The organism is Alteromonas sp. BMJM2 (assembly GCF_027257845.1).
Classification (GTDB): Bacteria; Pseudomonadota; Gammaproteobacteria; order Enterobacterales; family Alteromonadaceae; genus Alteromonas.
In genome coordinates this window covers 290,225-314,798 of record NZ_JAPVOT010000003.1, presented here as the reverse complement: position 1 = coordinate 314,798, position 24,574 = coordinate 290,225, and the positions used below count along the sequence as shown (strand labels likewise).

At 44.3% G+C, this 24,574-nt stretch carries 23 protein-coding genes; 15 read left to right on the top strand and 8 right to left on the bottom strand.

The window, feature by feature from the left end; all coding sequences use genetic code 11:
* The first annotated feature begins 8 nt into the window (after positions 1 to 8).
* The 4 genes from O9X84_RS05840 to mobA all read left to right on the top strand — a co-directional run bounded on the left by O9X84_RS05840 (position 9) and on the right by mobA (position 3,755).
* On the top strand, positions 9 to 926 hold the full coding sequence (locus O9X84_RS05840) for an ABC transporter permease (protein WP_269518751.1): 918 nt from the start codon (positions 9 to 11) through the stop codon (positions 924 to 926).
* 29 nt (positions 927 to 955) lie between these two features.
* Complete coding sequence (locus O9X84_RS05835) at positions 956 to 1,804, top strand: ABC transporter ATP-binding protein (RefSeq protein ID WP_269518694.1); 849 nt, start codon at positions 956 to 958, stop codon at positions 1,802 to 1,804.
* A 91-nt stretch (positions 1,805 to 1,895) separates the two neighbouring features.
* A complete protein-coding gene (locus tag O9X84_RS05830; RefSeq protein WP_442864509.1) occupies positions 1,896 to 3,107 on the top strand; it encodes an alginate export family protein in 1,212 nt (403 codons plus the stop codon).
* 15 nt (positions 3,108 to 3,122) lie between these two features.
* On the top strand, positions 3,123 to 3,755 hold the full coding sequence (gene mobA / locus O9X84_RS05825; RefSeq protein ID WP_269518693.1) for a molybdenum cofactor guanylyltransferase: 633 nt from the start codon (positions 3,123 to 3,125) through the stop codon (positions 3,753 to 3,755).
* Position 3,756: 1 nt separating this feature from the next.
* Here mobA and O9X84_RS05820 read toward each other — a convergent pair whose 3' ends face one another.
* From O9X84_RS05820 to O9X84_RS05810, 3 genes are all read right to left on the bottom strand, one after another.
* Positions 3,757 to 4,530 (bottom strand): Npun_F0296 family exosortase-dependent surface protein, encoded by a 774-nt coding sequence (locus O9X84_RS05820; RefSeq protein ID WP_269518692.1) that lies wholly within the window; start codon positions 4,528 to 4,530, stop codon positions 3,757 to 3,759.
* 244 nt (positions 4,531 to 4,774) lie between these two features.
* Positions 4,775 to 6,010, bottom strand: a complete 1,236-nt coding sequence (locus tag O9X84_RS05815) for an ABC transporter permease (RefSeq protein ID WP_269518691.1) — start codon at positions 6,008 to 6,010, stop codon at positions 4,775 to 4,777.
* Complete coding sequence (locus O9X84_RS05810) at positions 6,004 to 6,720, bottom strand: ATP-binding cassette domain-containing protein (protein ID WP_269518690.1); 717 nt, start codon at positions 6,718 to 6,720, stop codon at positions 6,004 to 6,006. The genes O9X84_RS05815 and O9X84_RS05810 overlap by 7 nt, the downstream gene beginning before the upstream one ends.
* Positions 6,721 to 6,813: 93 nt before the next feature.
* Here O9X84_RS05810 and O9X84_RS05805 point away from each other — a divergent pair, with 93 nt between their 5' ends.
* The 3 genes from O9X84_RS05805 to O9X84_RS05795 are packed head-to-tail and all read left to right on the top strand — an operon-like array spanning position 6,814 to position 8,510.
* Entirely contained in the window at positions 6,814 to 7,377 is a 564-nt protein-coding gene (locus O9X84_RS05805) for a DUF3299 domain-containing protein (protein ID WP_269518689.1), read from the top strand.
* Between the two features lie 8 nt (positions 7,378 to 7,385).
* The gene (locus O9X84_RS05800) at positions 7,386 to 7,823 is read left to right on the top strand and encodes a hypothetical protein (protein WP_269518688.1); all 438 of its coding nucleotides are present in this window, start codon (positions 7,386 to 7,388) and stop codon (positions 7,821 to 7,823) included.
* Positions 7,824 to 7,838: 15 nt separating this feature from the next.
* Entirely contained in the window at positions 7,839 to 8,510 is a 672-nt protein-coding gene (locus O9X84_RS05795) for a DUF3299 domain-containing protein (protein WP_269518686.1), read from the top strand.
* A 37-nt stretch (positions 8,511 to 8,547) separates the two neighbouring features.
* On the opposite strand, the gene O9X84_RS05790 is transcribed toward O9X84_RS05795, so the two are convergent.
* From O9X84_RS05790 to O9X84_RS05775, 4 genes are read right to left on the bottom strand one after another with little or no spacing between them, the layout of a single operon-like run.
* The gene (locus O9X84_RS05790) at positions 8,548 to 8,943 is read right to left on the bottom strand and encodes a MerC domain-containing protein (RefSeq protein ID WP_269518685.1); all 396 of its coding nucleotides are present in this window, start codon (positions 8,941 to 8,943) and stop codon (positions 8,548 to 8,550) included.
* 21 nt (positions 8,944 to 8,964) lie between these two features.
* Complete coding sequence (locus O9X84_RS05785) at positions 8,965 to 9,366, bottom strand: MerC domain-containing protein (RefSeq protein ID WP_269518684.1); 402 nt, start codon at positions 9,364 to 9,366, stop codon at positions 8,965 to 8,967.
* On the bottom strand, positions 9,359 to 9,847 hold the full coding sequence (locus tag O9X84_RS05780; RefSeq protein WP_269518683.1) for a Fur family transcriptional regulator: 489 nt from the start codon (positions 9,845 to 9,847) through the stop codon (positions 9,359 to 9,361). The genes O9X84_RS05785 and O9X84_RS05780 overlap by 8 nt, the downstream gene beginning before the upstream one ends.
* Positions 9,844 to 10,443 (bottom strand): ZrgA family zinc uptake protein, encoded by a 600-nt coding sequence (locus O9X84_RS05775; protein ID WP_269518681.1) that lies wholly within the window; start codon positions 10,441 to 10,443, stop codon positions 9,844 to 9,846. The genes O9X84_RS05780 and O9X84_RS05775 overlap by 4 nt, the downstream gene beginning before the upstream one ends.
* 118 nt (positions 10,444 to 10,561) lie before the next feature.
* Here O9X84_RS05775 and O9X84_RS05770 point away from each other — a divergent pair, with 118 nt between their 5' ends.
* The 4 genes from O9X84_RS05770 to O9X84_RS05755 all read left to right on the top strand — a co-directional run bounded on the left by O9X84_RS05770 (position 10,562) and on the right by O9X84_RS05755 (position 16,506).
* On the top strand, positions 10,562 to 13,102 hold the full coding sequence (locus tag O9X84_RS05770; protein ID WP_269518680.1) for a TonB-dependent receptor: 2,541 nt from the start codon (positions 10,562 to 10,564) through the stop codon (positions 13,100 to 13,102).
* Between the two features lie 31 nt (positions 13,103 to 13,133).
* Positions 13,134 to 14,519 (top strand): 5-methyltetrahydrofolate--homocysteine methyltransferase, encoded by a 1,386-nt coding sequence (locus tag O9X84_RS05765; protein WP_269518679.1) that lies wholly within the window; start codon positions 13,134 to 13,136, stop codon positions 14,517 to 14,519.
* Positions 14,520 to 14,603: 84 nt separating this feature from the next.
* Entirely contained in the window at positions 14,604 to 15,455 is an 852-nt protein-coding gene (locus tag O9X84_RS05760; protein WP_269518678.1) for a 5'-nucleotidase, lipoprotein e(P4) family, read from the top strand.
* A gap of 28 nt (positions 15,456 to 15,483) precedes the next feature.
* On the top strand, positions 15,484 to 16,506 hold the full coding sequence (locus tag O9X84_RS05755; RefSeq protein ID WP_269518677.1) for a CobW family GTP-binding protein: 1,023 nt from the start codon (positions 15,484 to 15,486) through the stop codon (positions 16,504 to 16,506).
* 1 nt (position 16,507) lies between these two features.
* Here the strand turns inward: O9X84_RS05755 and O9X84_RS05750 are convergent, their stop codons facing one another.
* On the bottom strand, positions 16,508 to 17,410 hold the full coding sequence (locus tag O9X84_RS05750) for a LysR substrate-binding domain-containing protein (protein ID WP_269518676.1): 903 nt from the start codon (positions 17,408 to 17,410) through the stop codon (positions 16,508 to 16,510).
* Positions 17,411 to 17,508: 98 nt separating this feature from the next.
* Here O9X84_RS05750 and O9X84_RS05745 point away from each other — a divergent pair, with 98 nt between their 5' ends.
* From O9X84_RS05745 to O9X84_RS05730, 4 genes are all read left to right on the top strand, one after another.
* The gene (locus tag O9X84_RS05745) at positions 17,509 to 18,633 is read left to right on the top strand and encodes a TauD/TfdA family dioxygenase (protein ID WP_269518675.1); all 1,125 of its coding nucleotides are present in this window, start codon (positions 17,509 to 17,511) and stop codon (positions 18,631 to 18,633) included.
* A 10-nt stretch (positions 18,634 to 18,643) separates the two neighbouring features.
* Positions 18,644 to 19,270, top strand: a complete 627-nt coding sequence (locus tag O9X84_RS05740) for an HD domain-containing protein (RefSeq protein WP_269518674.1) — start codon at positions 18,644 to 18,646, stop codon at positions 19,268 to 19,270.
* A gap of 471 nt (positions 19,271 to 19,741) precedes the next feature.
* Positions 19,742 to 21,142, top strand: a complete 1,401-nt coding sequence (locus tag O9X84_RS05735) for a sugar porter family MFS transporter (protein ID WP_269518673.1) — start codon at positions 19,742 to 19,744, stop codon at positions 21,140 to 21,142.
* 519 nt (positions 21,143 to 21,661) lie between these two features.
* Positions 21,662 to 24,568: a TonB-dependent receptor gene (locus O9X84_RS05730; protein WP_269518672.1), complete on the top strand. Its 2,907-nt coding sequence runs from the start codon at positions 21,662 to 21,664 to the stop codon at positions 24,566 to 24,568.
* The last annotated feature ends 6 nt before the right edge of the window (positions 24,569 to 24,574 follow it).

Genomic DNA, 24,574 nt, shown 5'->3' with positions numbered 1-24,574 from the left:
TTGTTTCAATGCTACCTAAATTGCTCATGCCACTCGTCGGTATTCTATTATTTTTAGCCGTGTGGAATGGCGTTTCAAAATCTATTGATACGTCGCTAGGGCAATTTCCAGGGCCGGCACAGGTATGGGAGCAGAGTATTGTGCTGGTGAACGAGCACAATGCGCAGCGAGATAAAGCCGCGGCCTTTTACGAACGTCAAGAGGTGCGAAATGCCCAGCGCGTAGCGCAAGATGAAAGCTACGTGCCTAAAATTCGCGAGTTTACTGGCGCGCCCACGTTTTTCGATCAAATTTGGACTAGCTTATACACGGTCATGGTGGGCTTTTTTATTGCTAGCATTATAGCGGTGCCGGCAGGTATTTTGTGCGGCCTCAGTAAATCTGCTTACGCTGCGATGAATCCGCTTATTCAAATATTTAAACCAGTTTCTCCCTTGGCCTGGTTACCGTTGGTAACAATGGTAGTTAGTGCCCTTTATGTCAGCAACGACCCCGTGTTTTCGAAATCGTTTATCACCTCGGCAGTTACCGTGTCTTTGTGCTGCTTATGGCCAACGTTGGTGAATACGGCAGTAGGTGTTTCAAATATCGATGCAGACTTAGTTAACGTGAGCAAAGTTTTGCGATTAACGCCTTTAAAGCATGTACAAAAAATTGTGCTGCCAGCTTCTATTCCAATGATATTTACGGGCTTGCGCTTGTCACTAGGCATTGGCTGGATGGTGCTGATCGCTGCTGAAATGCTGGCTCAAAACCCTGGGTTGGGTAAGTTTGTGTGGGATGAATTTCAAAATGGTAGTTCTGAATCGTTAGCCAGAATTATGGTGGCAGTTATTACCATCGGTATTATTGGTTTCATGCTCGATCGTTTGATGTTAGCCGTTCAGCGCTTCGCAAGCTGGGATAAAAACGCGGTGTTGCGATAAGTTAGCAACGCTTAGAAGAGGAATAAATTATGCAAAACAAACATTTAGAGCTATCGCAAGTGGGTATTGATTTCCCCACTCCTAAAGGACCGTTTACCGCACTGACCGATGTAAATCTGAAAATAAGAAAAGGCGAGTTTATTTCTCTAATCGGTCATTCGGGATGCGGCAAGTCAACAGTATTAAACATTGTTGCAGGCCTACATCAGGCTACGAATGGCGGCGTTATTTTAGATGGCAGCGAGGTAAAAGAGCCTGGGCCAGAACGTGCTGTTGTGTTTCAAAATCATTCGCTGCTGCCGTGGCTATCTGTGTATAAAAACGTGGAACTCGCGGTTAAACAAACGCAGAAGGGTAAATCAAAAAAAGAGATCCGCGATTGGATTTTGCATAACCTTGAGCTAGTTCATATGACTCACGCGCTTGATAAGCTTCCGTCAGAAATTTCGGGAGGCATGAAACAGCGGGTGGGCATTGCTCGTGCCCTAGCCATGGAGCCAAAAGTATTGCTGATGGACGAGCCCTTCGGCGCGCTAGATGCACTTACCCGGGCGCACTTACAAGACTCATTAATGGATATTCATGCCGAACTTGGTAACACGGTTATCATGATCACGCATGATGTGGATGAAGCCGTGTTGCTTTCTGACCGTATCGTGATGATGACAAATGGGCCGTCGGCCACTATTGGCGAAGTTCTTGAGGTAAATCTACCTCGCCCTCGAGACCGTTTAGCACTGGCGGACAATCCAGAATACAACCATTACCGGCATGAGGTACTTACCTTTTTGTATGAAAAGCAAAAAAAAGTTGAGCCAGTTTCAAATTACAAAAAAACAAAGCAAAAGAACGCAGCAAAAAATAGCGACGCTGCATAGCACTTAATAGCAACAAATAATAAAAACAATAAGTTAGCTCGACTCTTTGAGGCCGGGTCAGGTTTTCTCACACTCAATTTAGGAATTCACTATGAAAATTGCAGCAAAAATAGGTAATCAGGCGGTACTCTCCATTGGAATTGCAATGGCGTTAGCGCCAATTGCTCATGCGGCAGACTGGTATGAAGCGCTGTCAGACATCAAAGCAAGTGCAGACTTTTACTTACGTTATGAGGGTGCGTCTCAAGATAATGCGCTAAGTGACGCCAATGCATTAACGTTGCGTACTTTTGCTGGTATTGAATCGGGAGAGTACAACGGCTTCTCGTTTAAAGTGGAAATGGAAGACAGCAGAATAGTACTCGGGCAGGGTGACTATACCGTCGGTCCAACAGGTTATAATGTTGGTGAATATTCTGTGATTGCAGACCCCGAAACCACCGAGCTTGATCAAGCCTATATTCAATACAGAAGTGACAACATCAAAGTAAAAGCAGGGCGGCAGGTTATCGCGCTTGATACGCATAGATTTATTGGCAGCGTGGCCTGGCGTCAAGACCGTCAAACCTTCGATGGTATATCTGTTAACTATAAAGTGAGCGATAACATTAACGCTTTCTATGCTTATGTTAATCAGCGAAATCGTATCTTTGCAGAAGCCGCAGACTTTGATTCAAAGGACCATTTTCTTAATGTTAGCTACAGCAACAACATAGGTAAATTAACCGCCTATGCGTATTTACTTGAAATAGATAACGATACCGACAATGCATTAGATACCTACGGTATTCGTTATGCGGGCTCGTATGCAACCGATTCTGCTAAATGGCTATATACCGCAGAAGTTGCTACGCAAAGCGCTGAAAATGCAACTAACGACTTCGATGCCAACTATCTATTGTTAGAAGCCGGTGCAGTAGTGTCAGGCATAACCGCAAAGCTAGGCTATGAAGTACTAGGTTCTGATGAGGGTAACTATGGGTTTGCCACGCCCTTAGCCACTTTGCATAAATTCAACGGTTGGTCAGATCAATTCTTAGGTACACCTGCGCAAGGGTTAAAAGACCTGTCGGCGACTATTTCAGCTAAGTTTGCAGGAGGGAAATGGACCGCCATTTACCATCAGTTCGATGCCGATGAAGCATCTGTAGCAATTGATGATTTAGGCAGTGAAATAAACCTGTTATACACGACCAAAGTGGCCGAAAAATTTAACCTTGGTGTTAAATACGCCAGCTATTCAGCAGATGACTTTAGCGTAGATACCGACCGAGTTTGGGTGTGGGTTTCAACTAAGTTTTAAGGATGCGTATTCGCTATGCCACCGGTAACGGATGACAAAAAATTAGCTATATCGCAGGCGCAGCAATGCCTTGGCTTTATTTTGGCTGGTGGACGTTCTTCGAGAATGGGCACAGACAAGGCAACGGTCAGCGTTGCCGGGCGTAGCATGTTGCACACTGCTCGCGATGTAATGAGCCAGACGCAGGTACACCACCATGTTGTAGTAGGTGGTCGTTTTGCTGATGTTCATGAAAGCGCTGAAGGGTTAGGGCCCGGACGGGCCATTTGCGAACTCATAATGAAGTCGTATTCGCTATGTATTGAGAGTGATGACTATCAAACGAAACGCAACGATGTAAAGGGGTATGCTTTATTCATTCCCCTCGATATGCCTTTTTTACAACCCAACACCCTAACTACGCTTATCCAACTATCTCAACAACATGAGCGCGCCTATTTTTATGCGCAATACTACCTACCGCTGGTTGTGCCCATCTCGGCAAGTAACTCAACTAAACTGAGTGAACTCGTTGTGCAAAAGCCTTCGCCGTCGGTACGCAATGTTATACATGCGGTTAGTGCTAGCGCCGCAAAATACAGAGGCGATGAACAAGAATTTGCCAATATAAATAGTCCAGCGGAATTAGCTGAAGTGCAACACCTATAAATTAAACATTTTCTTGTAGGTATTTTGACTTAAGCGTTATCGCCTTTTTGCGAAAGGCAAATAAAGCCAAAGACAGCAAACCTATACTCATGGTTGATGGGGCTGGCACCGTTGTAACGCCTAACGTTGACACCGTCAAACCCGTTTGGCCGAGAATACTCGCATTAACCGTATGATTATCGGTTTCAAAGTTACTGCCGTAGAACGTGATAGATTTCATCGCGTCTACTTGAGAATCAGCAAATAAATTCACAAACGCAAAGGGTTGCCAGCTAGCAGCATATTGAGCCGGTGATGCAGGGTTTAGCCAAAATGGATTGCCAAAGTGAAGAGATGACAACGCAGGCGAGCTGAGAATATCAGAGGTGGTAAAATCAAGAGTTTGCTTGCTGGTCTCTATAGAAAGCTTATTGCGATCATCACCTGCGCTCCACCAAAACCCGAAGTAGCCTACAGGTTGTTTAAAAGTGAGGGTTAAACTACTACCGCCGCCTGGTACATAAAGATATTTGCCGTTTCCACCTGCACCGCCCCACATATTCGCATTATTAACAGACACACCACCGGACGTTGTGGAGTAGGTGCCAAACGCCGTGGTATACGCATTTAAAAATGCGCTGCTAGCTACGGTGTCAAAGTCTTCAAGTAGCGTGTTTTGGCTTGCCGAGGTTAATGCCAGTGTTGGCGATTCAAGTGTGAGTATGACTGCCGCATTGGTGGCACTGCTTAATAGGGCAACGAAAGCTAAAATAGATATTTTTGAACGCAAGGTCATATGAATTTTTCATCTAAACGGTAAATTTCACATGAGATAGCGATATCCATGCCACAATAATAAAGCAAATAATTTCAGTGCCTTAGGCTTTTCTGGCAAAGTGGCGCTCTACCTTGCGTTTCTCGTTTTGCAATATGATTCTCAAAAAGAAAAAGCCTGATTATCACAGGGTGAATTCAGTTTGTATGCCGATAGAATAATTCTGTGGTTGTCGGCCAAAACATCGTTACAGTTACCCTACTAGTTAACTGGGTGAAAGTTGGGTATTAAGGGCATTTTTGTAAGCTTCAATGGCTGGGGCAAGGGCTGCAAGTACAATGGCTACAAAAACACATACACCTAATATAGCCACGTCTAAAGAGAATATATTGGCGCTTAAAAACAGGCCGTAATGTTGAATAAGCCAGTCTGAGAGAGTAGCAAGAGAGACTGAAACCAACGCACAAGCTGCGCCAAATGCGAGTCCACCAATCAAAATTGCTTCATAAACAATAAGCTGAAAAATGATTGCAGGTGATGCACCTAACGTTCTTAACACCGCAATTTCTAACCGTCTTTCATTCATAGATGCAATTAACATCGTCGATAGACCAAATAGGGATGATAGAAGTACAAGGAAGGCGGTGACTCTTAATAGGTTTTCGATATTGCCCATAAGCTGCCACAACTGGGTCATTGCTACCCCGGGTAGCACAGCCATTAAACGGTCATCTTTAAAATTATTGAGCTGGCGCTGTAGTGTAAAAGTAGCAAATCGATTTTCTAGTCCAACTAAAACCGCGGTAATAGTAGACGGGGTGAGAAGATCAGTTCGCCCTTGCTCCACAATTTGCTCAAGTTGAGATGGGGGCAGGTGAATAGCCTCTATTGCGGCCAGACTAACATGGACAGTTTTATCAACTGGTGTTCCCGTTGGTGTTAAAATGCCGCGAATGGCAAAAGGTGCGTGCTCATGATTTTTAAAACTCGTGGAACCAATGCCATGAGAAATCACAATGCTATCGCCTAGCGAATAACCCAGCGATTGGGCAACTTCAGAGCCAATAACGACATCGAACAGACTTTCAAATGGTTGACCGTGTGTAAACTTAAGTGAATCTTCCTCACCAAAACGATAATGCGTAAAATACTCGCTGCTGGTTCCCATTACTCTGAAACCGCGATGCGAATCGCCAAGCGAAATGGGTATAGTCCAGGCTATGCTTTTATGCTCTTTAAGCATGTTGTAACTACTAAGCTGAATATTATTAGTAGGGCTTCCTAATCTAAACACTGAATACAGTAACAAGTTTAGCTCGCCGCTTGGCGCGCCAACGATAAGATCGGTGCCTGAAATTGAACGATTAAAACTGCGCTTAGCTTCAAAGCGGATATGCTCAACGGCAATTAATACTGTGATGCTTACTAGCAAAGACAGAAACGTCAATACTACGGTTTTTTTACGACTCTTGAGGCTTTGCCACGCAACGGTTCTTAGCATGACAAGCCTTCTTCACCCCAACGACAGATGTCTGTGACGGCGAGATGGTGCTTAAAAAATTGTCGAAGAGAGGGGTCGTGACTAACAAAAATCATTGTTGACTCAAAGGACTGTGAAGCAGACATCAGCATTTGCATAAAGCCGTCCCGTGCGTTTGCGTCGAGCGCTGATGTGGGCTCGTCAATTAACAATAACTGGGGTGAATTAATTAACGCGCGCATGATAGCCACACGCTGTTGTTGGCCAACACTTAACTGTGACACTGTTTTTGACAAAATAGCTTCAGGTAGCTGTAAGCTCGCTAACATCACTAAAAGTTGGTCGGTAATATCGACTGAGCGTTTGGCAAAGTAAGACGCTAATTCAACGTTTTGTCGTACCGTTAAATAAGGAATGAGATTGAACTGTTGAAAAACTATCCCTATATGTCGAGCGCGATAGCTGTCTTGCTGTTTTGGCGTTAGCGTATTCAGCTGCGTATTGTTCAGCGTTATCGTGCCGTGTTGAGGTTGGGCAATACCCGATAACAAACTTAACAATGTCGATTTTCCACTGCCAGAGTTGCCGTGTAAAAAAGTATGCTGGCCTTTTGGCAAAGACCAGCGATCGCATAGAAACGCCGATTGACGAGATGGATAGCGGTAAACAACATCAGCCACATCAACGGCATTTGAAGAGCTAGGTGAGGGCGATGGTGTTGTTAACTGCATAAAACGTATCAAAAACGAAAATTGAACCTATCCTCAATGTTATGTTATAACGTATTTAACATTCAAGCTGTGATTACAAAAAGACAGTCAATTGTGAAATATTTCGTTAGCGCAATTATATTATCAGTCCTGCTGGCCAACCTATTTTTATCTACTGCGATTGCGTCAGAAGATGTATTTGAAGAAATTGAGTGGACTGATTTAATACCAAGAGATGATTTGGCAATATTGCTAGACCCTCCTGAGTTTTTACTTGGCATCGAAGATGGCAGTGAAAATGACAACATGGAAACATTGGCTGAGAAGAGTCAAGACGACGCTAAAACCAAACGCTTTAATGAAGCGCTTAAATCAGAGCGTGTAATTACCGAGTTCGATGGTCGTAAAATTCGTATTCCTGGTTTTATTGTGCCGCTTAAAAACAACGCCCAACAACAGGTGACAGAATTTTTTATTGTTCCCTATTTCGGTGCTTGCTTACATTTACCACCACCGCCTCCCAATCAAATAATCCACGGTCGTTGGCCAGCAGGAATAGATGTTGAAGACCTGTCTATTCCAATGTGGTTTGAAGGGGAAATCGATATTAAGAAAACATCGAGTGAAATGGGGACATCGGTATACGATCTCAGTCTTACTCGGTATCTACCTTATTAGGTAAAGCAATGATGAAACATATACTATTTACCATGGTTTGTTTGTTTTCTGTGTCTGCACTTGCTTGCGACTTGCACGGTCAACCTGGGTTTGGGCTTTATGGCCATATGAATTTTTCTAACAGCGTATACAGTAGTGATAGTGAGGAAATGCTTGTCCTTACCCTTGATGAAAAAAGGGAGGTTAATCAGGGGGATCAAACTACCCTCGATATTCAATACACTGCCCCACTGCGTTTTCGTAGCGTTATTGTTGAATTTGTTGCAAGCGAGGGGATTAATATTGTAAGCCCCAGTTCGGTGACTCTTGACCGTCTTCGCGGCAACATATCGTTAGAGTTCAATGCCGCCGAGATGGGGGAGCATACCATTGCGGTAAACGTCTCTGCTAACGAGGAAGGTTATCCCTATTTTGCTCAGCAAAACATAGTGATTAACGCCAATTAACCATTGAAGTCGGTAATGCCATCCTCTTTTAACTATTCTCGTCTTTTTCTGTGGCTGTTCGTCATTACTGCTGGGCTACTCGGCGGGCATTTGGTTGCCACACACTATAAACGTGTCATTGCACTGGTGACGCCCTCTGATGTTGTGTACAAAAACGCTGTTGATTGGTATGAGGAAGACATTCATTTCTCCCTGACACCGTGGGAAGTGCTGCTTCCAGAACAAGAGAAAAAATTGCTAGAAAAATATCAGGTGAAGGAAGCAAAAACGGTAAATGACATAACGGCTCAACTACTTAATTCAATAGAGTCGGCTAGCGATCCGCAGTATCGACAGGCATTAGTGTCGATGAACACGGTTGAAGAGTTAGCAGGGCAGCACATATCCATTTCTGGCTTTCTAGTGCCTATCGACTTTTACCCAAACAAAGACGTAAAGCGATTATTCGTAGTCCCTTATTTTGGTGCTTGCATACATTATCCGCCGCCGCCACCAAATCAAATGATTTATGTTCAGCTTGAGCCCGGGTTTAATACCTTTGACATCAATCAGGCTTACACGCTTAAAGGTAAATTAACCACCGCATTGTATGAAGATGTAGCCGGCACGTCGGCTTATGTGCTAAACACAGCGTCGATAAGCACGTTTACCGGCCAATCCGATACGTTTAGAAGTCATTCGCGTTAATAGTAGGACAGAAGACATTTTTTTGAGACTGTACTGTTCACCGTTTTTTTGTTTCAGACGGTAAATGTCGTAGCTTTGCATTAAAAAAGTGAGCAGCGGCAATCACTGACGAACCTAATACAGTAAGACTAATCTCTCCCCATTCCCCCAGCAAATCGTGACCTAAAGTCGCCGTAGACACCAAAATAAATAGCCCGACAATGCCCGTGAAAAGCACTGGTATGTTTCGATGATGGCGAAAGCCAAGACCAAGTACAAGGATGCTAGGTGGCAAAATGAAATACAAAATAGCCTGATGAAATTGCTCATCTGAAAAGAACGTAAAGAGTACTGATGGAAATAGCGTTAAAAATACAGGGAGCACCAGGCAATGCACTACGCAAATTGCCGATAGTCCAATGGCCAGTTTGTCTCCAACGACTTGTAACTTCATTATATTCTCCAAGGCAGAGTATTACGATTGTGAGACTTCAACGGCTTTATGGTGCTTCAGATTAAACAAATGACCTACCACCAATAAAATAGAACCAAGCACTGTCATTGCAATCTCGCCCTCGTGCCCAAAGTGGTCATGGCCTACAGTCGCTGCCACAAGCAAAAGTGCCAGCCCAGAAACGGCGAACAGTAGGGTGTTAAGACGCCTGTGTTTAGTAAACCCCCAAAAAATCGCGATTAAACTAATGGGAGTAACACACACTAATAGCCACACGTGTAAGGCTTCGTCTTCAAACAATGCAAGTCCTGTTAGATAGGGTGTAAATATTGCCAATAACGGTGGCAGCAGGCAGTGCAAAAGGCACAACCCTGAAATGGTAACCGCTGACTTATCTGCTAATTTGATTGCAGCATTATTCAATGACGTTCTCCTTTTGATGTGAAATGTGCGCGCATTGCTCGCACACCCCTGTTAGCTCGATATGTGGCAAAATATCGCAGTAATTCGCCTCCGATACTCGTTCATAAATAGGGTGTACCAGCGTGTTTGGTGCGCGCTTTTGAATCGTTTTTTGACAGTTTTTGCACACGATAAAAATAGAGAGTTGCTGCGTGCTTGGCCTCTGCTGACAAGCAATAAATTTATTCAGAATATTTAATCGATACGCAACACCCGCTTGCGTCAACCAATCAAGAATACGGTAAACAGAGGCTGCAATAATGCTCTCGGTATATCGTTTGTTATACCGATCAGTGAGTTCATAAGCTGATAACGGCTTTGTTGTTGACAGCAGAACGGCAAGGACATTGCACCGTTTAACCGTGGGTTTATTTGCGCTACTTTCAATCAAGCTTCTGGCTTTCGCCACATATTTTGGCGTGCGCTTGGCTACTGTCATCATATCCTCACTGTCGCCGTTTTTATGGTCGCAGTTTGACTGCCTTGCCCTACATTAGTAGCCCAGACAACGTTAAGACTGTTTATGCTAGGAATATGATCAAACAGAGTCAGCGTGATATTTGAAATATCCGGTTTGCACTTAAGCGTTACTGCTATTTCAACATCGTTGTGCTCTGGCGCCTTTTTTTCCTCGTGAGCTTCGCTGTGCTCATGGGCCTCGCCGTGCTCATGTGCTTCGCCGTGCTCATTTGATGAGTTATGATGGCTGTCGTGACCTGCGCTATGGTCATTGTGACCTTCATCATCAAACGGAAAGTTCACATCATGAGCTTGAATACTGCAACCCGCTGGTACTTGTATTAAGTGCTTTGCATCATTAAGCAAGTGCTTACGAGATAGGACGATGTCGCGCTGCTTATCGTTTTCAGGTTGATGCTCGAACCCGAAAACATCCGCTGCGGGAAGCTCGTAGTGAAAAAGCCACACATTGTTATCCTGAGCGATAAACAGCGAACCTGCTCCGTGAACGTGGACATTTGCTAAAGATTGTCCGGAAGCACAGATGAACAACAGTAAATAAAGGCGCTTAAAGATCATCGTTACCTCGCAAGGTGGTTTTTGTGAATAAGGCGTTGCCGATGTAATTGATATAATATAACATTACTGAAAATTAACAAGTGTTATAGTATAACATATCAACTCAGAGAGGGAGTGGATGAGAAAGTTATCCAAGGTTGCTTTGATAGTCTGTTCAAGTCTGTGCGCGACAGCTACTGCTCAAACTATTCAAGGTCAAGTGACTAACAAAAAAGGTTTGCCCGTAGCTGGAGCGCTTATCGAATTAGAAGGTTCTGGTTTAGAAGTGACCACCGATGAAAATGGCAAGTTTGTCATCGAAGATGCGAGCAAAGGCGTAAAAGAATTACATATTCGAGCATCTGATTACGCTCACCTCCACAAAGACATAACAGTAAGCAGCGACGACAGTACTGAGGTATCGTTTGTCCTTGAGCGAAGCCCTATTGAAGTTATCGACGTGTATGCTTCGCCCATCCATTTATCGTCTATGGAGTCGGCAATACCGGTAAATGTTTTAGGCGGAGATTCGCTTCGTAGAGAGCAAGCTGCAACGCTAGGAGACACGCTAGAGCAACTACCAGGAGTTCACACTAATTTTCACGCAAAAGTAGCGAGTACTCCGATTATTCGAGGCCTCAGTGGCCCCCGTGTCTTAATTGCGCAAAATGGGTTAGATGTAAGTGATGTATCACGGGTTGGCCCAGACCACTCTGTTGCTTCAGAGGCATCAACGGCTCAGCAAATTGAGGTGCTGCGTGGTCCAGCAACGCTGTTCTATGGCAGTGGTGCCATTGGCGGTGTGGTCAATGTAGTAGACAAACGCGTTCCAACTAGCACCGACACTCAAGGCGAGTGGTTAGTGCAGCATAGCAGCGTTGACGATCAAAACTTAGCCAGTTTCAACGCCACCACAGGCACTGGTAATGTGGCGTTTTATGCCGATGGCTTCTTCAGAGATGCCAATGATTATGAAGTACCAGTCAATCCAGAATTAGAGCATGACGACCATGATGAAGATCATGACGAAGAACACGACAGCGCGAATACCGTTGCCAACAGTTCCGAAGAGTCTTCAGGCTTCACATTGGGTACAAGTTATTTGTTAGACAACGGATATGTTGGTATATCGGTTGAAAAGTTTAATCGTGAATACGGTATTCCCGGTCATAGTCATGGTGAAGAAGAACATGATGATCACGACGACGAGCACAATCATGACGACGAGCACGACCATGGCGGCGAGTCTGAGCATGGCGACGTGTTTGCTGATTTAGAACAAACCAAAATTCAATTATTGAGCGAGCTTACGTTCGAAGACTCAATTCTCAGTAAGGTGAACATGCGCGCTGGGTATACCGATTATGAACACGCAGAAATTGAAGCGGGCATAGCCGGTACAACGTTTAAAAATGAAACCTACGAGCTACGCCTAGATTTAATGCATCAAACTTTTGCAGGTTTCAACGGTGGCCTTAGCATTCATTACAAGGCAAGTGATGTAGAGGCGCAGGGAAGTGAAGCTTTCACGCCGCCATCAGAAACAGAAATGCTAGCACTGTCGTTACTAGAAGAACGCCATTTTGGTGATGTACTGCTGCAATTTGGTGGGCGTATTGAACGGGTTACGTTAAATGCTGACCAAGTATTACTTCCCACCATTGACGCTCATGGACATGATGACCATAGCGGTGATGAAGACAGCCACGATCATGACCATGATGCTCACGACCATGACGACCATGGACACAGCGACGCCGACATAACCCGTGCTTTTTATGCCGATCATGAGTTTACTCCCATGAGTTTATCAGCCGGTATCGTATGGGACTTTACGCCTGGATATAATGTAGGCCTTTCGGTTTCTCGTTCTCAGCGTGCACCTTCTGCGTCTGAATTGTTGTCCTTTGGCCCGCATATCGGTACGCGAACGTATGAAGTGGGTGCCCTCTTTGCACTTGAACAGCATAATGGCGAGTCGGAAATTACCCTGACCGACGACGTTATTGATTTGGAAACCGCAAACAATATTGATCTGACATTCAGAAAAACCCAAGGCGATGTCAGCTTTATTGCCAACCTCTTCTATAACCAGATTGATAACTATTACTATCAAATTAATACAGGTTTGTTTGCCGACGATGGCCATAACCACGACCACACAGATGAACATGAGGGGCACGCTCACGAGATGCATGCTTCAGAGTCAGAAGATGACCATTCTGGCGAACTGCCCGTGTTCCTATTTCAAACTGATGACGTGATCTTACATGGTTTTGAGGCGCAAATAGCTTGGCAGGTAACCGATTCATTTAAAGCATCTGCATTTGGTGATTTTGTGCGAGCACGCTTGGAAAATGGCGGGGATTTGCCAAGAACGCCACCCCTTCGTTTTGGCACGCAGCTTAGCTATGAAAATGAAGCGCTTAGTGCGCATCTTGATATTACACGCTTCCAATCTCAAGACCGTATCGCCGATTTCGAGACGGATACCGACGGCTACACGCTGGTAGATCTACACGTGACCTACGATTTAGCCATTTTCGATCAAGATACCTCTCTCTTTTTCCGCGGCGAAAACTTAACGGATACCGAAGCCCGTGTTCATACCTCATTTTTAAAAGATATAGCACCTCGTCCAGGTCGAAACTTGACCGTTGGCATACAGGGCTATTTCTAATTTAAAACCAATTTTTAGTAAGGAACGAAAAATGAATTCAAACAAAAAACTCAGTGCTCTCAGCATTGCAATATTAAGCGCATTACTTACTGGGTGCGGTGGCGATGCAGAAACACTTATTATCGAACGGGATCCAATTGTAGAAGCGCCAGACGACTCAGATGGTGGCGAAGGCGCAGCACCAGAAGATGACTTTTTAATAGAAAGTGCTGGGCGCTTGGCCGTAATGTCTGATATGGCGATAACAATTGTTGATTTAGACGACGGCATGCAGCTTGATACGTTTAGCTTAACGTACGATGGCAGCAGCATGTATTCATCAGCTAACTCACGATATGTGGTGGTATCGTCTCGTAATAATGACGTAGTAGAGTTTATCGACGGTGGGCTATGGCGAGAAGATCATGTGGAGCATTTGCATGACTACGAGCAAGCCCCGGTAATGAGTGATTTTGTGCTAACGGGAAGCCGACCAACTCATGTAGGTTCATTTGATGGGCAGATGACGGTTTTTTACGATGGCGACAGTGAGGCGGGAGTTCCCGCGTCAGTTCACGTACTAAATGACGGGGATATTACGTCTGAGAGTGACGCGATACCGACACTAGATTACAGCGTCAACATGCATGGAGTTGCAAAGGCTCATGACGACATTCTGCTTTCTACTATTCGCAGAGACGATAGTGAAAGTACTTCAAATACAAAAATATTGCCCGATCAAATTGGCGTCTATCATCTGCACGATGGCGAGTATGAGCTAGAGCAAACACTCGAGCAAGCTTGTCCTGACTTACACGGTGCAGCACAAAACGAAACCTTCTTTGTATTTGGTTGCGCTGACGGGGTTATTATTGCGCACGCCCACGATGACGATTTTGAGTCTGTTAAAGTTGATAATATTCCTGAGCTAGACGGACTCAGAGTTGGGTCTGTATACGGGCATAAAGAAGCAGAATTGTTTCTTGGTGTGGCCAGTTCACGTGCCACGGGAGAGCTAGTACTAGTAAGTATCAACCCATCAAGCAATGAAATGGAAGTAGTAGATTGGCAAAGTGAGGCTGACGCTAGCCCACTTTCATATGCCTTTTCGTACGATGGGGAAGCCCTGGTTATTCTTGACGACGCAGGTTATGTATCAAAGTATGAGCTACACATGCATGACGGCGAGGTAGAGTTTGAATTTGAAGGGCAGCTACAGATTGCTGAAGACGATGTAAGCAGCATGCCACAAGGCACGAACTTTTCCATGACCATGGCACAAAATGATCATCTACTGTTTGTCGCAGACCCTATTGCTCAGCACGTTTTGCATATCAATATAGACACGTTGGAAATAGAATCTGATACAGAGCTAGATGTGGTGCCATCAGGTATCGTGTGGGTAGGTATTGAAGAAGACGAACACGACCACGATTAATCGTCTTATTTAGTACATGCTAGGTATAGTGGTACTGAACTCAATAACGCTATGCCTAGCAAGTGAAAAAAGGAATATACAACCATGCGCTATTTACTAACAAAACTGACTGTCGCGTTTATCGCCGTTGGATTAAGTGCTGGCTGTACCTCGGCAGCTAAAAACGGTATTGCGGGTGAAAGCCAACCTGTTAGTGACAGTGACCGTTCTTTATCAATAGCGACACAGGATGTAACCCTTAACAAGGGTGACCTTCCTCTTTCTAATTCCGTTAAATGGCAAACTATGTCTAAGGAATATCAAACCATTGCGCGGGGAACCTACCAGTTAGCCGAAAAGGCAATAATGCAGATGGAAAAGCCTGCAGAGCCTTGGGTTGTGGTAATGGATATTGATGAAACCGTATTAGATAACAGTGCTTATCAGGTAGGGTTAGATACCACAGGAGAAAGCTACTCCAAAGCAGGGTGGGCTAACTGGGTTAAGTCTGAAAAAGCCACATTAACACCAGGAGCCGCAACGTTTATTGAAATAGTGTTGCGGGAAGGCGGAAAGATTGGGCTCATTACCAATAGGGACGCCAGTCTCAATGAGCACACATGGCGCAATCTGTTAGAGCACGGTTTGCCACTCACTGCACAAAATGCCTGTCTTTTAGGTCGCTCTCAAGCTGATATTACTGCCGTTGATAACGAATCTTTTCTTAACGACAAAGACTTGCGCAGGTCTCACATTGCCTCGGGCAATGCCAAGTGTTTTAAACCGAACAATAGCACGGTTACGTGGAATAAAAGCCACAAAATAGTGATGCAAATTGGCGATAACATCGAAGACTTTAAGCAAGTAACACAGGAGCATGCCGACGTTGATGTTGTGCTTACTGAGCTCAATAAAACGTTGTTTTTATTACCAAACCCTATGTATGGGTCGTGGTAATAAATAAAAATAAAGGCAAGTTAACACCATGCTTAAAAACATACCTACCAATATCATTACAGGCGCGCTGGGTGCCGGAAAAACCACTCTTATTCAGCAATTATTAGCGAACAAACCCGCTGATGAACGATGGGCTGTGCTGGTTAATGAGTTTGGTGAAGTGGGTATCGATGGAGCAATGCTAGCACCCACGGCAGATGGCGATTCCAACACGAGTGTGTTTATCAAAGAAGTTCCTGGTGGCTGTATGTGCTGCACGTCGGGTTTACCTATGCAAATTGCCCTTAACTTTTTGCTCGCAAGAGCAAAACCTCACCGGTTACTGATTGAACCGACGGGGTTAGGTCATCCTAAGGAAGTACTGCAAACCCTCATGCAGGAACATTATCGAGATGTGCTTAATGTGCAGGCTACACTGACATTAATTGATGCGAGAAAGCTTGAGAATAATGTATGGCGTAATCATCCTACTTTTCAAGAGCAGCTAGAAATCGCAGATACCATAGTGGCTACAAAGACGGATTTATACCAGAGCGACTATTCAGATATGTTAAAGGGTTATGCAGGTGAATTAGGTGTTACGTCTACACCCATTATTTATTCTGAAAAAGGAAAAGTAGACGTCAGTATTCTCAAACAGCGCTCATTATTTAGGGAAACCTTTAACAGTGAAAAAGTGCACCACCACGCTAATAAGGCATCCCCGTCTAAAGCGTTACAGGCACCGCCGGAAGGAACGTTAAAAATTGCAAATCGCGGCGAAGGCTACCACTCAAGAGGGTGGCTGACTTCCGCTAATCGGCAGTTTAATTTCGAGCGTTGCAAACAAACCTTTAGCGCATTAAATGCAGAAAGACTAAAAGCGGTCATTCATACCGACAAGGGCGTATTCAGCTTTAATATTGTGGATGGCGATTACCAAGAGCGCCTACTAGAGGGCGCTGCTGATACAAGGATTGAGCTCATTTCAAGTGATGCTGATGTAATTGAACAATTCGCTGAACGTATTGAAACGGAGTTAGCGATTACCGACAGTATTAGTGCTTGTTAACTTAGGCATCATTCACCAGCCATTTAATAACGTTGCCTATGGCGAAAGTGGAGTGATAGTTGGAGCAAATGGTATAGCCACGGCCTGGCGACGTTAAGCTAGGGCCAAGTGGAATGAGCTTTCCCTCTTCGATAAACGAAGTGATTAAGCCTTTCCAACCAAGGCATAAACCTTGCCCAGCCACAGCGGCCTCAACAATTAATGGGAAATTGTTATAACGAAACACAATAGGGTTGGTGGAAGGCTTTATTTTTACGCCCTTCGACCAGCTTTTCCAATTAGGCCAGCGAGGGTCGTCAACATCCTTGTGAAGCAAAGGTATATTGCTTAAATCAGTCAGGTTTTGTCCAGCTTTAAGGCCCAGCTTGTCGGCAAGCTCAGGTGAGCACACCGGAAAAACCTCCTCCTCAATCATCATATGTTCGTATTCATATTTACCCGCCAAGCTTGAATAGTGAAAAACAATGTCTGCTTGTGAAGCGAGAAGATCAGATAAGCTGTTTGTTGGCTGAATTTCAAATAGGTAATCGGGAAAGGCTTGCTGTAAACGCTGCAGCCTTGGCATTAACCAATGAAACGCAAACCCAAAATAGGCGCTGATAGAAATTTTGGTTCTAAAATCGTTAAAGTCAGTTTTTGCGCTATCGGTAGCTCGCTGAATAGTGGCAAGGGCCTTTTCTATTTCATTATAGTATTTCATGCCGGCCATGGTGGGAGACGTAGGTTTGTGCTCCCTATTAACTAACACACCGCCAAGTACCTCTTCCAATGCACGTATTCGCTGCGACACCAGGGGCTGGCTTATGCCTAATTCTTCAGCAGCAAGGGTCATCGAACCGTGCTTTACGGTAGCATCAAACGCAATAAGGCTATTCAGTGTTGGTGGTTCGTTGCGCTGCTTCATAATGAATTTGCATGTTTCCTATAAGTCATAGCTACTGTGTTGCTAGGTAATTTTGCTTGATACTCGCAGCCTGACATTTCACAGAGGAAAAATCAAAAGTGCAACAGGTGCAAACACTCAATTACCGCATAGATGAACAACAAGCTCGCGTACTGGCATCGGTAGATGGACAAGAAATTTCATTACCAGCGCTGTGGCTAAGAGAACGTTGTCAGGATACAGAAAACGTGGATAAGACAACCAAACATCGCCTGTTCGATCCGCATCAGCTAGATACCGATTTAGCACTCACACGGGTGGAAAAGAGAAGTGAACTGCGCGCCAGCTTAACCTTCAGCGATGGGTACAGCGGTGAGTACGACCTCAGCGAGTTCAACGCCGATTTCGATCATCTTGATGGCGCTCCAGCCCCACGTCCTTGGAAAAGTGATATCGATAAGTCGGTTTTTCATGTGGACTATCATTCGCTGCATTCAGATAAAGGGCTTATTGCAGGAATTGAAAAGTTTCTTACCTATGGCGTTATCATTGTTGATAACGTGCCGCAGAATCTTGAGGCCACCATTGAGGTTGCCGAGATTTTTGGCCACGTAAGGGAAACCAATTTTGGTAAATCTTTTGAAGTTTATTCCCGCCCTAATTCAAGCGACTTAGCGTATCGTTCTGTGCCACTTGGGCCGCACACCGACAACCCGTATCGCGACCCAATGCCAGGAATTCAGTTACTGCATTGCTTACAAAACCAGGCGGGTGAGGGCTTATCAACGCTGGTGGACAGTTTATCTGTATTAGAGCAGCTAAAGAAAGAGCAGCCAAAGGGCTACAAAATGCTTAGCGAAGTGCCGGTGCGTTTTCGTCATTTCGATAGTGAAGTCGATTTGGTTGAGCGTCGCACCATTATTGAATCTGATGCGACCGGAAAAGTAACCGGCATTGCCTACAGCCCGCGTTTAGACAATTTACCCTTGTTAAGCGATGACGACCTTATTACTTTTCACAATGCTCGTAAGCGCTTGGGTCAGCTACTGAGTTCGCCAGAGTTTGAGTGGAAATTCTGTTTGCAGCCTGGTCAGCTTCAAATGTTTCACAATACCCGCGTGTTACACGGCAGAACAGGCTTCGATCCAAACAAAGGTTTGCGTCACCTGCACGGCGCTTATATCGATTACGATGCACCGAAAGGGCGTTATAAGTTGTTAAAGCAAAAAATGATTGGTCAATAGGGGGCGCTGTATGGAAACCGTAGTATTCAAACAAATGAAAGACGGCACAAAAGAAGAGTTCGAATTTCTTGATAAGCACGAAGATGAGTTTACCAAAGGGCTGCCCGATAGAATTTTAAAGGCGCTAGCGCAATTAGAGCATACGCTTTCTGGCTATCAGGTGTCGCGATTAGAGCACTCGTTGCAATCGGCGACGCGGGCAGAAGAAGACGGGGCAGATGATGAGATGATCCTTGCTGCCCTTATTCACGATTTAGGCGATGATTTAGCGCCGCACAACCACTCTCAGTTTGCGGCCTCTATTTTACGTCCTTACGTGCGCCCTGAAGTGACGTGGGTCATTAATCAGCACGGCTTGTTTCAAAATTTCTATTACGCCCATCATTTAGGTGGCGACAGAAATGAACGTGACTACTTAAAAGACCACCCGTGGTATCAGTCGTGCGTAGATTTTTGTGAGAAATGGGATCAGGCGTCTTTCGACCCAGACTATCCCACCAAGCCACTGTCGCACTTCGAGCCTTTAGTTCGCCGTATTTTTACTCGTACTGCGTTCGACCCACAATATGTTGGTAATCAAACTATGGGAAAAAGTGCGGTAGACATTGCTATGTCTGGGGTAGAGCCTAAATCGTAATATAGCCTTGCCGAGTATCGTGCTGCAAAATTTATTGCATAATATACTCGGCAACTTTAGAGAGACTATTAATGGCACAACTACCTGCATAGCTATTATTTTTGTTTTTAAATTGTTAATTAAAAGTGGGGGATTTTACATTTTATTTCGTCTTCATAAATTAATGGCAAAAATGCTGTTAATTTATAGTTGGTCGTAGTTGGCACACCACAATATATAAAACCATTATTTTAAATAAGCACTGGAGCACCCCCATACACAACATGGTAGAGGGGGAAACGGAATTGTTAGTTTGATTGTAGCAATTAAGGCCTCTTCTATCTGTGTTTACGGCGCTAAAGCTTAAAACTCTGCAAAGGTTATTGATATTAATAGGTAATGCTTTACCAAAGTAGCATTTCTTAATCGAAAAAATGCACGTGAGTGACGCCGACTACGAAATTTTCAGACGTCAAAAAGTGAAACTAATTAATGAACAATAACTCCCAAAAAGAAAATCTACTTTTTATTGTACTTATCAGCATGGCGGCGACTATCGGCGGCTTTTTGTTTGGTTTTGACAGTGGTGTGATAAATGGCACCGTCGATGGATTAACAATGGCTTTTAAAGCAAAGTCGATTGGTCAAGGCTTTAACGTTGCAAGCATGTTGCTAGGCTGTGCAGTTGGCGCCTTTGCTGCTGGCACATTGGCTGATCTACTGGGGCGTAAAGGCTTATTAGTCATCGCCTCTGTATTTTTTGTTATTAGTGCATGGGGTTCAGGTATTGCGAACAGTTCAGCTGAGTTCATTTTCTACCGAATTCTCGGTGGTTTAGCTGTTGGTGCGGCGTCGGTTATGGCTCCGGCCTATATCGCTGAAATCGCACCCGCTCGTATGCGTGGCAGCCTTGCCACTATTCAACAAATAGCAATAATTTTTGGCCTGTTTAGCGCATTTATTAGCAACTATTTCCTCGCCAACGCAGCGGGTGGCTCAACACAAGTTTTATGGTTAGATTATCAAACGTGGCGCTGGATGTTTTGGGTTGAACTTGTTCCAGCAGTAATCTTTTTTGTCTGTTTGCTTGTTATACCTGAAAGTCCGAGATTTTTAGTGATAAAGGGTAAGCACAAAGAAGCAAAAGGCACACTCATCAAGCTTCATGGAGAAGACCAAGCAAAACAAACCATAGATGAAATCGAGAAATCACTGACAGCCGTTCATCATCAACCAAAACTCTCAGATCTTATGTCCGGTGGCAAAGTCCGAACCATTGTTTGGGTGGGAGTTGGCCTCGCTATGTTCCAGCAACTAGTTGGTATTAATGTGGTGTTTTACTACGGCGCCGTATTGTGGCAAGCGGTAGGCTATTCGGAATCTGATTCTCTAATGATAAACGTTATTGTTGGGGCTGTTAGCATTATTGCCTGCGTCATCACGATTAGCCTTATCGACAAACTGGGAAGGCGGCCATTCTTGATCATTGGTTCAGCGGGCATGACTGTCAACTTGTTAACGCTCGTATGGGTTTTCGCTAATGCTGGTGTTGCAGAGAATGGCAATTTAATCTTAGGTGGTAATGGCACGTTGGCTTTAATTTCTGCCAACGCTTATGTATTTTTCTTTAATCTTTCATGGGGTCCAATCATGTGGGTGATGTTAGGAGAAATGTTTCCAAATCAAATTCGAGGCTCCGGTTTGGCGATAGCTGGGTTCGTACAGTGGACAGCAAATTTCTTAATAACTATGACCTTCCCTATAATGTTAACAAGCATTGGTTTGGCAAGCGCATACGGATTTTATGCGCTATGCGCGTTATTATCAGTGGCCTTTGTTGTGACGATGGTCAAGGAAACAAAAGGTAAAACATTGGAGAGTATGCAAGGTTAATTCAATTTATATTACCAATGTATAAATCAGAAATTTCGAATGTAACAAGCGCTCAGAAATTGCGTAATGGGGCTTGGACAATCTATAAATTCAACTTCATTTGCGAGCAGCGTTAAGTTCTGCTCGCCAATAGGGTACTGGCGCATCTTCATTTAGCGCATACGTAAGCGACAATTTCTCATTCAACGCTATTGCTGCCATCCTACTCGTTTGCCCTAGATTGAAATTAAAAGGGCCACATCAAAGTAATTGCTTTTCAAGCAACTCGAAACACAAACCCTAAACATGTGAAGCTTTAGCTATCTTGGCAAAGAGCTCGGCGGCCTAGACTAAAATACCTACCCACTCCTTTGTTTAATATTTGTTAAATAAATATGGGGGATTTTACAATTCGTATCGTCTTGATGGATTAGCAGTCAAATACTGTTGATATATAAACGTTTGTGGGGTGCACACCACAATATTAAAAATAAATGCCAGTACTTTAAAAAGTACCGGAACATTAGGACACACAACATCATGTATAGGAAAACCAAGCTTGCTTGCTCAGTTGCAGCAGTTTTAGCCTCCGCTATTTATACAACTAGTGCATATGCTCAAGACATCCAACCCGACAAAAATGTAGAAGTGATTGAGGTAAATGGTATTCGTTCATCAGTAGCAAAATCGATGGACGTCAAACGAAGCTCTTCCGGCGTTGTCGATGCGATTAGTGCAGAAGATATAGGGGACTTTCCCGATACCAACTTAGCTGAGTCACTTCAGCGAATCACCGGTGTATCAATAGATCGTTCTGGGGGTGAAGGACAACTTATAACCGTGCGTGGTTTTGGCCCACAGTTCAATACTGTACTAGTAAATGGTCGACAAATTGCGTCTGAAAATGATTCCCGTGCGTTCAGTTTCGACACGATAGCATCTGATCTGGTAAGTAGCCTCGATGTTTACAAAACCTCTACTGCCACTATGCAATCTGGTGGAGTCGGCTCAACTATAAACATCAACACGGCGCGCCCATTTGCGTTAAATGGTTTTAAAGTGGCTGGTTCTGTAAAAGGGATCTACGACGAAAATAGTGAAGAAACAACACCGCAATTCTCTGGGTTAATTAGCAATACCTTCAACGATGAAACGTTTGGTGTGTTGCTTGCAGTTTCTCATCAAGAACGTCAAACCCGATTAAACCAAGCTCAAATGGATGGGTGGCTAGAAAATGTAGGTGTGCCTAACCCTGTTACACGAAGTGGTGAAAGTTGGGCAGGTAATGTTTTCTCTCCACGTAATTATGACCATAAAGTAACGTTTGAAGAACGTACCCGGACCAATGCTAATTTAGTACTGCAGTATGCACCAAACGATAAGTTAGTTGTCACTGCTGATGCACTTTACTCAGACTTCGACGTGGAATCTGAAGCTACTTCCTATGGTCATTGGTTTACCGCTCCTAATATTCAAGGCGTCGGCGATGATGGTAGCTTGTTTGATGAAAACGGAAATAGACGCAGTCCAACAGTGGACGAGAATGGCACCATTATAGATTTGTATCAGGAAGTGGGGCTGGCTACTGACATGCACGCCAAAACTTTTGATCGCCTTACCGATACCTATGCAGTGGGTTTAAACTTTGACTACCAATACTCTGATAACCTTAATCTAGCGTTTGATTTAAGTCATTCAGGTGCGGAACGTGAAGCCAATAATGGCGGTGGTGATCAGCTTTCACTGATTGGATATGCAAACCGCGTAAGATTCCAAGTAGACGATGGTATTTTGCCTGTTGCGAGTATGTTTGCATCACCCAACCAAAATATATACAGCGGCCAGCAAGAGCTCGATGGAGCTATTATATCTGGCCCAGATGGCTTTCCCATCTATAACGCTGCACTTGGCCCCGACGGCGTCAGTAATCATCTTGATGAGGCCAATAGCCGTGCTCATGTTATGTTAAGAAGGGGTTGGGCAGTAGAAGACGAAGTAAGTCAGTTACGTTTTGACGGTGAGTATGTTACTGACGGTGGTGGCCTGACAAAAATTCGCTTTGGTGGCCAATACAGCACAGAAACGAAATCGCTGACACGATGGGACAATGAAGGCGTAGGAATTCACTGTACTTATTGTGGCTATCCAGATTTGCCGGAAATTCCCGCCGGCTCTCAAGATGTGTTTGATGCTGGAGGCGACTTTCTTTCTGACGTAAGTGGAAGCGGGCGTATGCCTACCTCATGGCTTGCTCACGATGGCGAAGCAAATTTTGCCTTTCTAGAAACCTACTATCAAAATGTGAACGGTGAAGCGATTAGTTTTGATGCTGTTCGCCGAAACAATAGCTTTGAGGTCGAAGAAGATATTCTCTCTACTTACCTAGAAATGGACTTTGAAGGCGAAGTCGCTGATATGTACCTGAGCGCCACAGCAGGTCTTCGATATGAATCTACTGACGTCATGGTAAATGGCACACAAGCGCCAATTACCGGCTTAACCATTCTCGATCAAACAGAGATGTTAGCGGGCTTCGGTGATGCACAGAGTATTGCGGCAGAATCTGATTATGATGTGTTATTACCCAACTTTAGCGTGCGCTTAGAAATAACAGACGATTTAATCGCACGTTTAGCCGCATCATCGACACTCACTCGTCCCACGCTTAATAGTATGTCGCCGGTTACGGTTATCACAACCACCCGCCAAGGTGGAGATTTAACGTCTACAAGTGGGAATCCGAGCTTGGAGCCCTTCCAGTCAGACAATCTAGATCTTTCATTGGAGTACTATTATGGCGAGGCAAGTTATGCATCGGTAGGGTACTTCAGAAAGTTGGTATCCAACTTTATTGTTAATAGCCAAGAAGATAAAACATTCACATTAGCTGATGGCTCGACACTTACCGATCCATCCACTGGCGCTGACACAAGTGCTGCAGATGCCGCAGATGGAGAAGCAGTATTCACTAATTCGCTACCAAATAATGGTGAAGATGCTACGGTATATGGTTTCGAATTAGCACTGCAACACACCTTCGACAATGGTTTTGGTATGCTGGCCAACGGTACTATTGTTGAGAGTGACGCAGAGCTTGATCCATTTAATTTAGATCAAGTTTTTGCACTTACTGGGCTAAGCGATTCATATAATTTGGTTGCGTTTTATGAGACTGACAGTTATCAAATTCGCCTTGCTTACAATTGGCGTGATGAGTTTGTACAGTCTTTAACACAAGGTCAGGGTGATGGCCCTACAATCGTTGAATCTTATCAACAGCTTGATGTTAGCGGTAGTTACAAAGTGACTGACAACATGGAAGTTTTCTTTGAAGGTATCAATTTAACCGAAGAGTTTGTGCATAAAAGAGGTCGCTTCTCTAATCACTTGTTACTGGTAGAGGACAGTGGCAGACGTTGGGCACTCGGTTTACGCGGAAGTTTTTAATTTCGC

Excerpts from the sequence above, each read along its gene's own strand:
- O9X84_RS05840 (WP_269518751.1), top strand. The coding sequence starts at position 9 with ATGCTACCTAAATTGCTCATGCCACTCGTCGGTATTCTATTATTTTTA.
- O9X84_RS05835 (WP_269518694.1), top strand. The coding sequence starts at position 956 with ATGCAAAACAAACATTTAGAGCTATCGCAAGTGGGTATTGATTTCCCC.
- O9X84_RS05830 (WP_442864509.1), top strand. The coding sequence starts at position 1,896 with ATGAAAATTGCAGCAAAAATAGGTAATCAGGCGGTACTCTCCATTGGA.
- mobA (WP_269518693.1), top strand. The coding sequence starts at position 3,123 with ATGCCACCGGTAACGGATGACAAAAAATTAGCTATATCGCAGGCGCAG.
- O9X84_RS05820 (WP_269518692.1), bottom strand. The coding sequence starts at position 4,530 with ATGACCTTGCGTTCAAAAATATCTATTTTAGCTTTCGTTGCCCTATTA.
- O9X84_RS05815 (WP_269518691.1), bottom strand. The coding sequence starts at position 6,010 with ATGCTAAGAACCGTTGCGTGGCAAAGCCTCAAGAGTCGTAAAAAAACC.
- O9X84_RS05810 (WP_269518690.1), bottom strand. The coding sequence starts at position 6,720 with ATGCAGTTAACAACACCATCGCCCTCACCTAGCTCTTCAAATGCCGTT.
- O9X84_RS05800 (WP_269518688.1), top strand. The coding sequence starts at position 7,386 with ATGATGAAACATATACTATTTACCATGGTTTGTTTGTTTTCTGTGTCT.
- O9X84_RS05795 (WP_269518686.1), top strand. The coding sequence starts at position 7,839 with ATGCCATCCTCTTTTAACTATTCTCGTCTTTTTCTGTGGCTGTTCGTC.
- O9X84_RS05790 (WP_269518685.1), bottom strand. The coding sequence starts at position 8,943 with ATGAAGTTACAAGTCGTTGGAGACAAACTGGCCATTGGACTATCGGCA.
- O9X84_RS05780 (WP_269518683.1), bottom strand. The coding sequence starts at position 9,847 with ATGATGACAGTAGCCAAGCGCACGCCAAAATATGTGGCGAAAGCCAGA.
- O9X84_RS05775 (WP_269518681.1), bottom strand. The coding sequence starts at position 10,443 with ATGATCTTTAAGCGCCTTTATTTACTGTTGTTCATCTGTGCTTCCGGA.
- O9X84_RS05770 (WP_269518680.1), top strand. The coding sequence starts at position 10,562 with ATGAGAAAGTTATCCAAGGTTGCTTTGATAGTCTGTTCAAGTCTGTGC.
- O9X84_RS05765 (WP_269518679.1), top strand. The coding sequence starts at position 13,134 with ATGAATTCAAACAAAAAACTCAGTGCTCTCAGCATTGCAATATTAAGC.
- O9X84_RS05760 (WP_269518678.1), top strand. The coding sequence starts at position 14,604 with ATGCGCTATTTACTAACAAAACTGACTGTCGCGTTTATCGCCGTTGGA.
- O9X84_RS05755 (WP_269518677.1), top strand. The coding sequence starts at position 15,484 with ATGCTTAAAAACATACCTACCAATATCATTACAGGCGCGCTGGGTGCC.
- O9X84_RS05750 (WP_269518676.1), bottom strand. The coding sequence starts at position 17,410 with ATGAAGCAGCGCAACGAACCACCAACACTGAATAGCCTTATTGCGTTT.
- O9X84_RS05740 (WP_269518674.1), top strand. The coding sequence starts at position 18,644 with ATGGAAACCGTAGTATTCAAACAAATGAAAGACGGCACAAAAGAAGAG.
- O9X84_RS05735 (WP_269518673.1), top strand. The coding sequence starts at position 19,742 with ATGAACAATAACTCCCAAAAAGAAAATCTACTTTTTATTGTACTTATC.
- O9X84_RS05730 (WP_269518672.1), top strand. The coding sequence starts at position 21,662 with ATGTATAGGAAAACCAAGCTTGCTTGCTCAGTTGCAGCAGTTTTAGCC.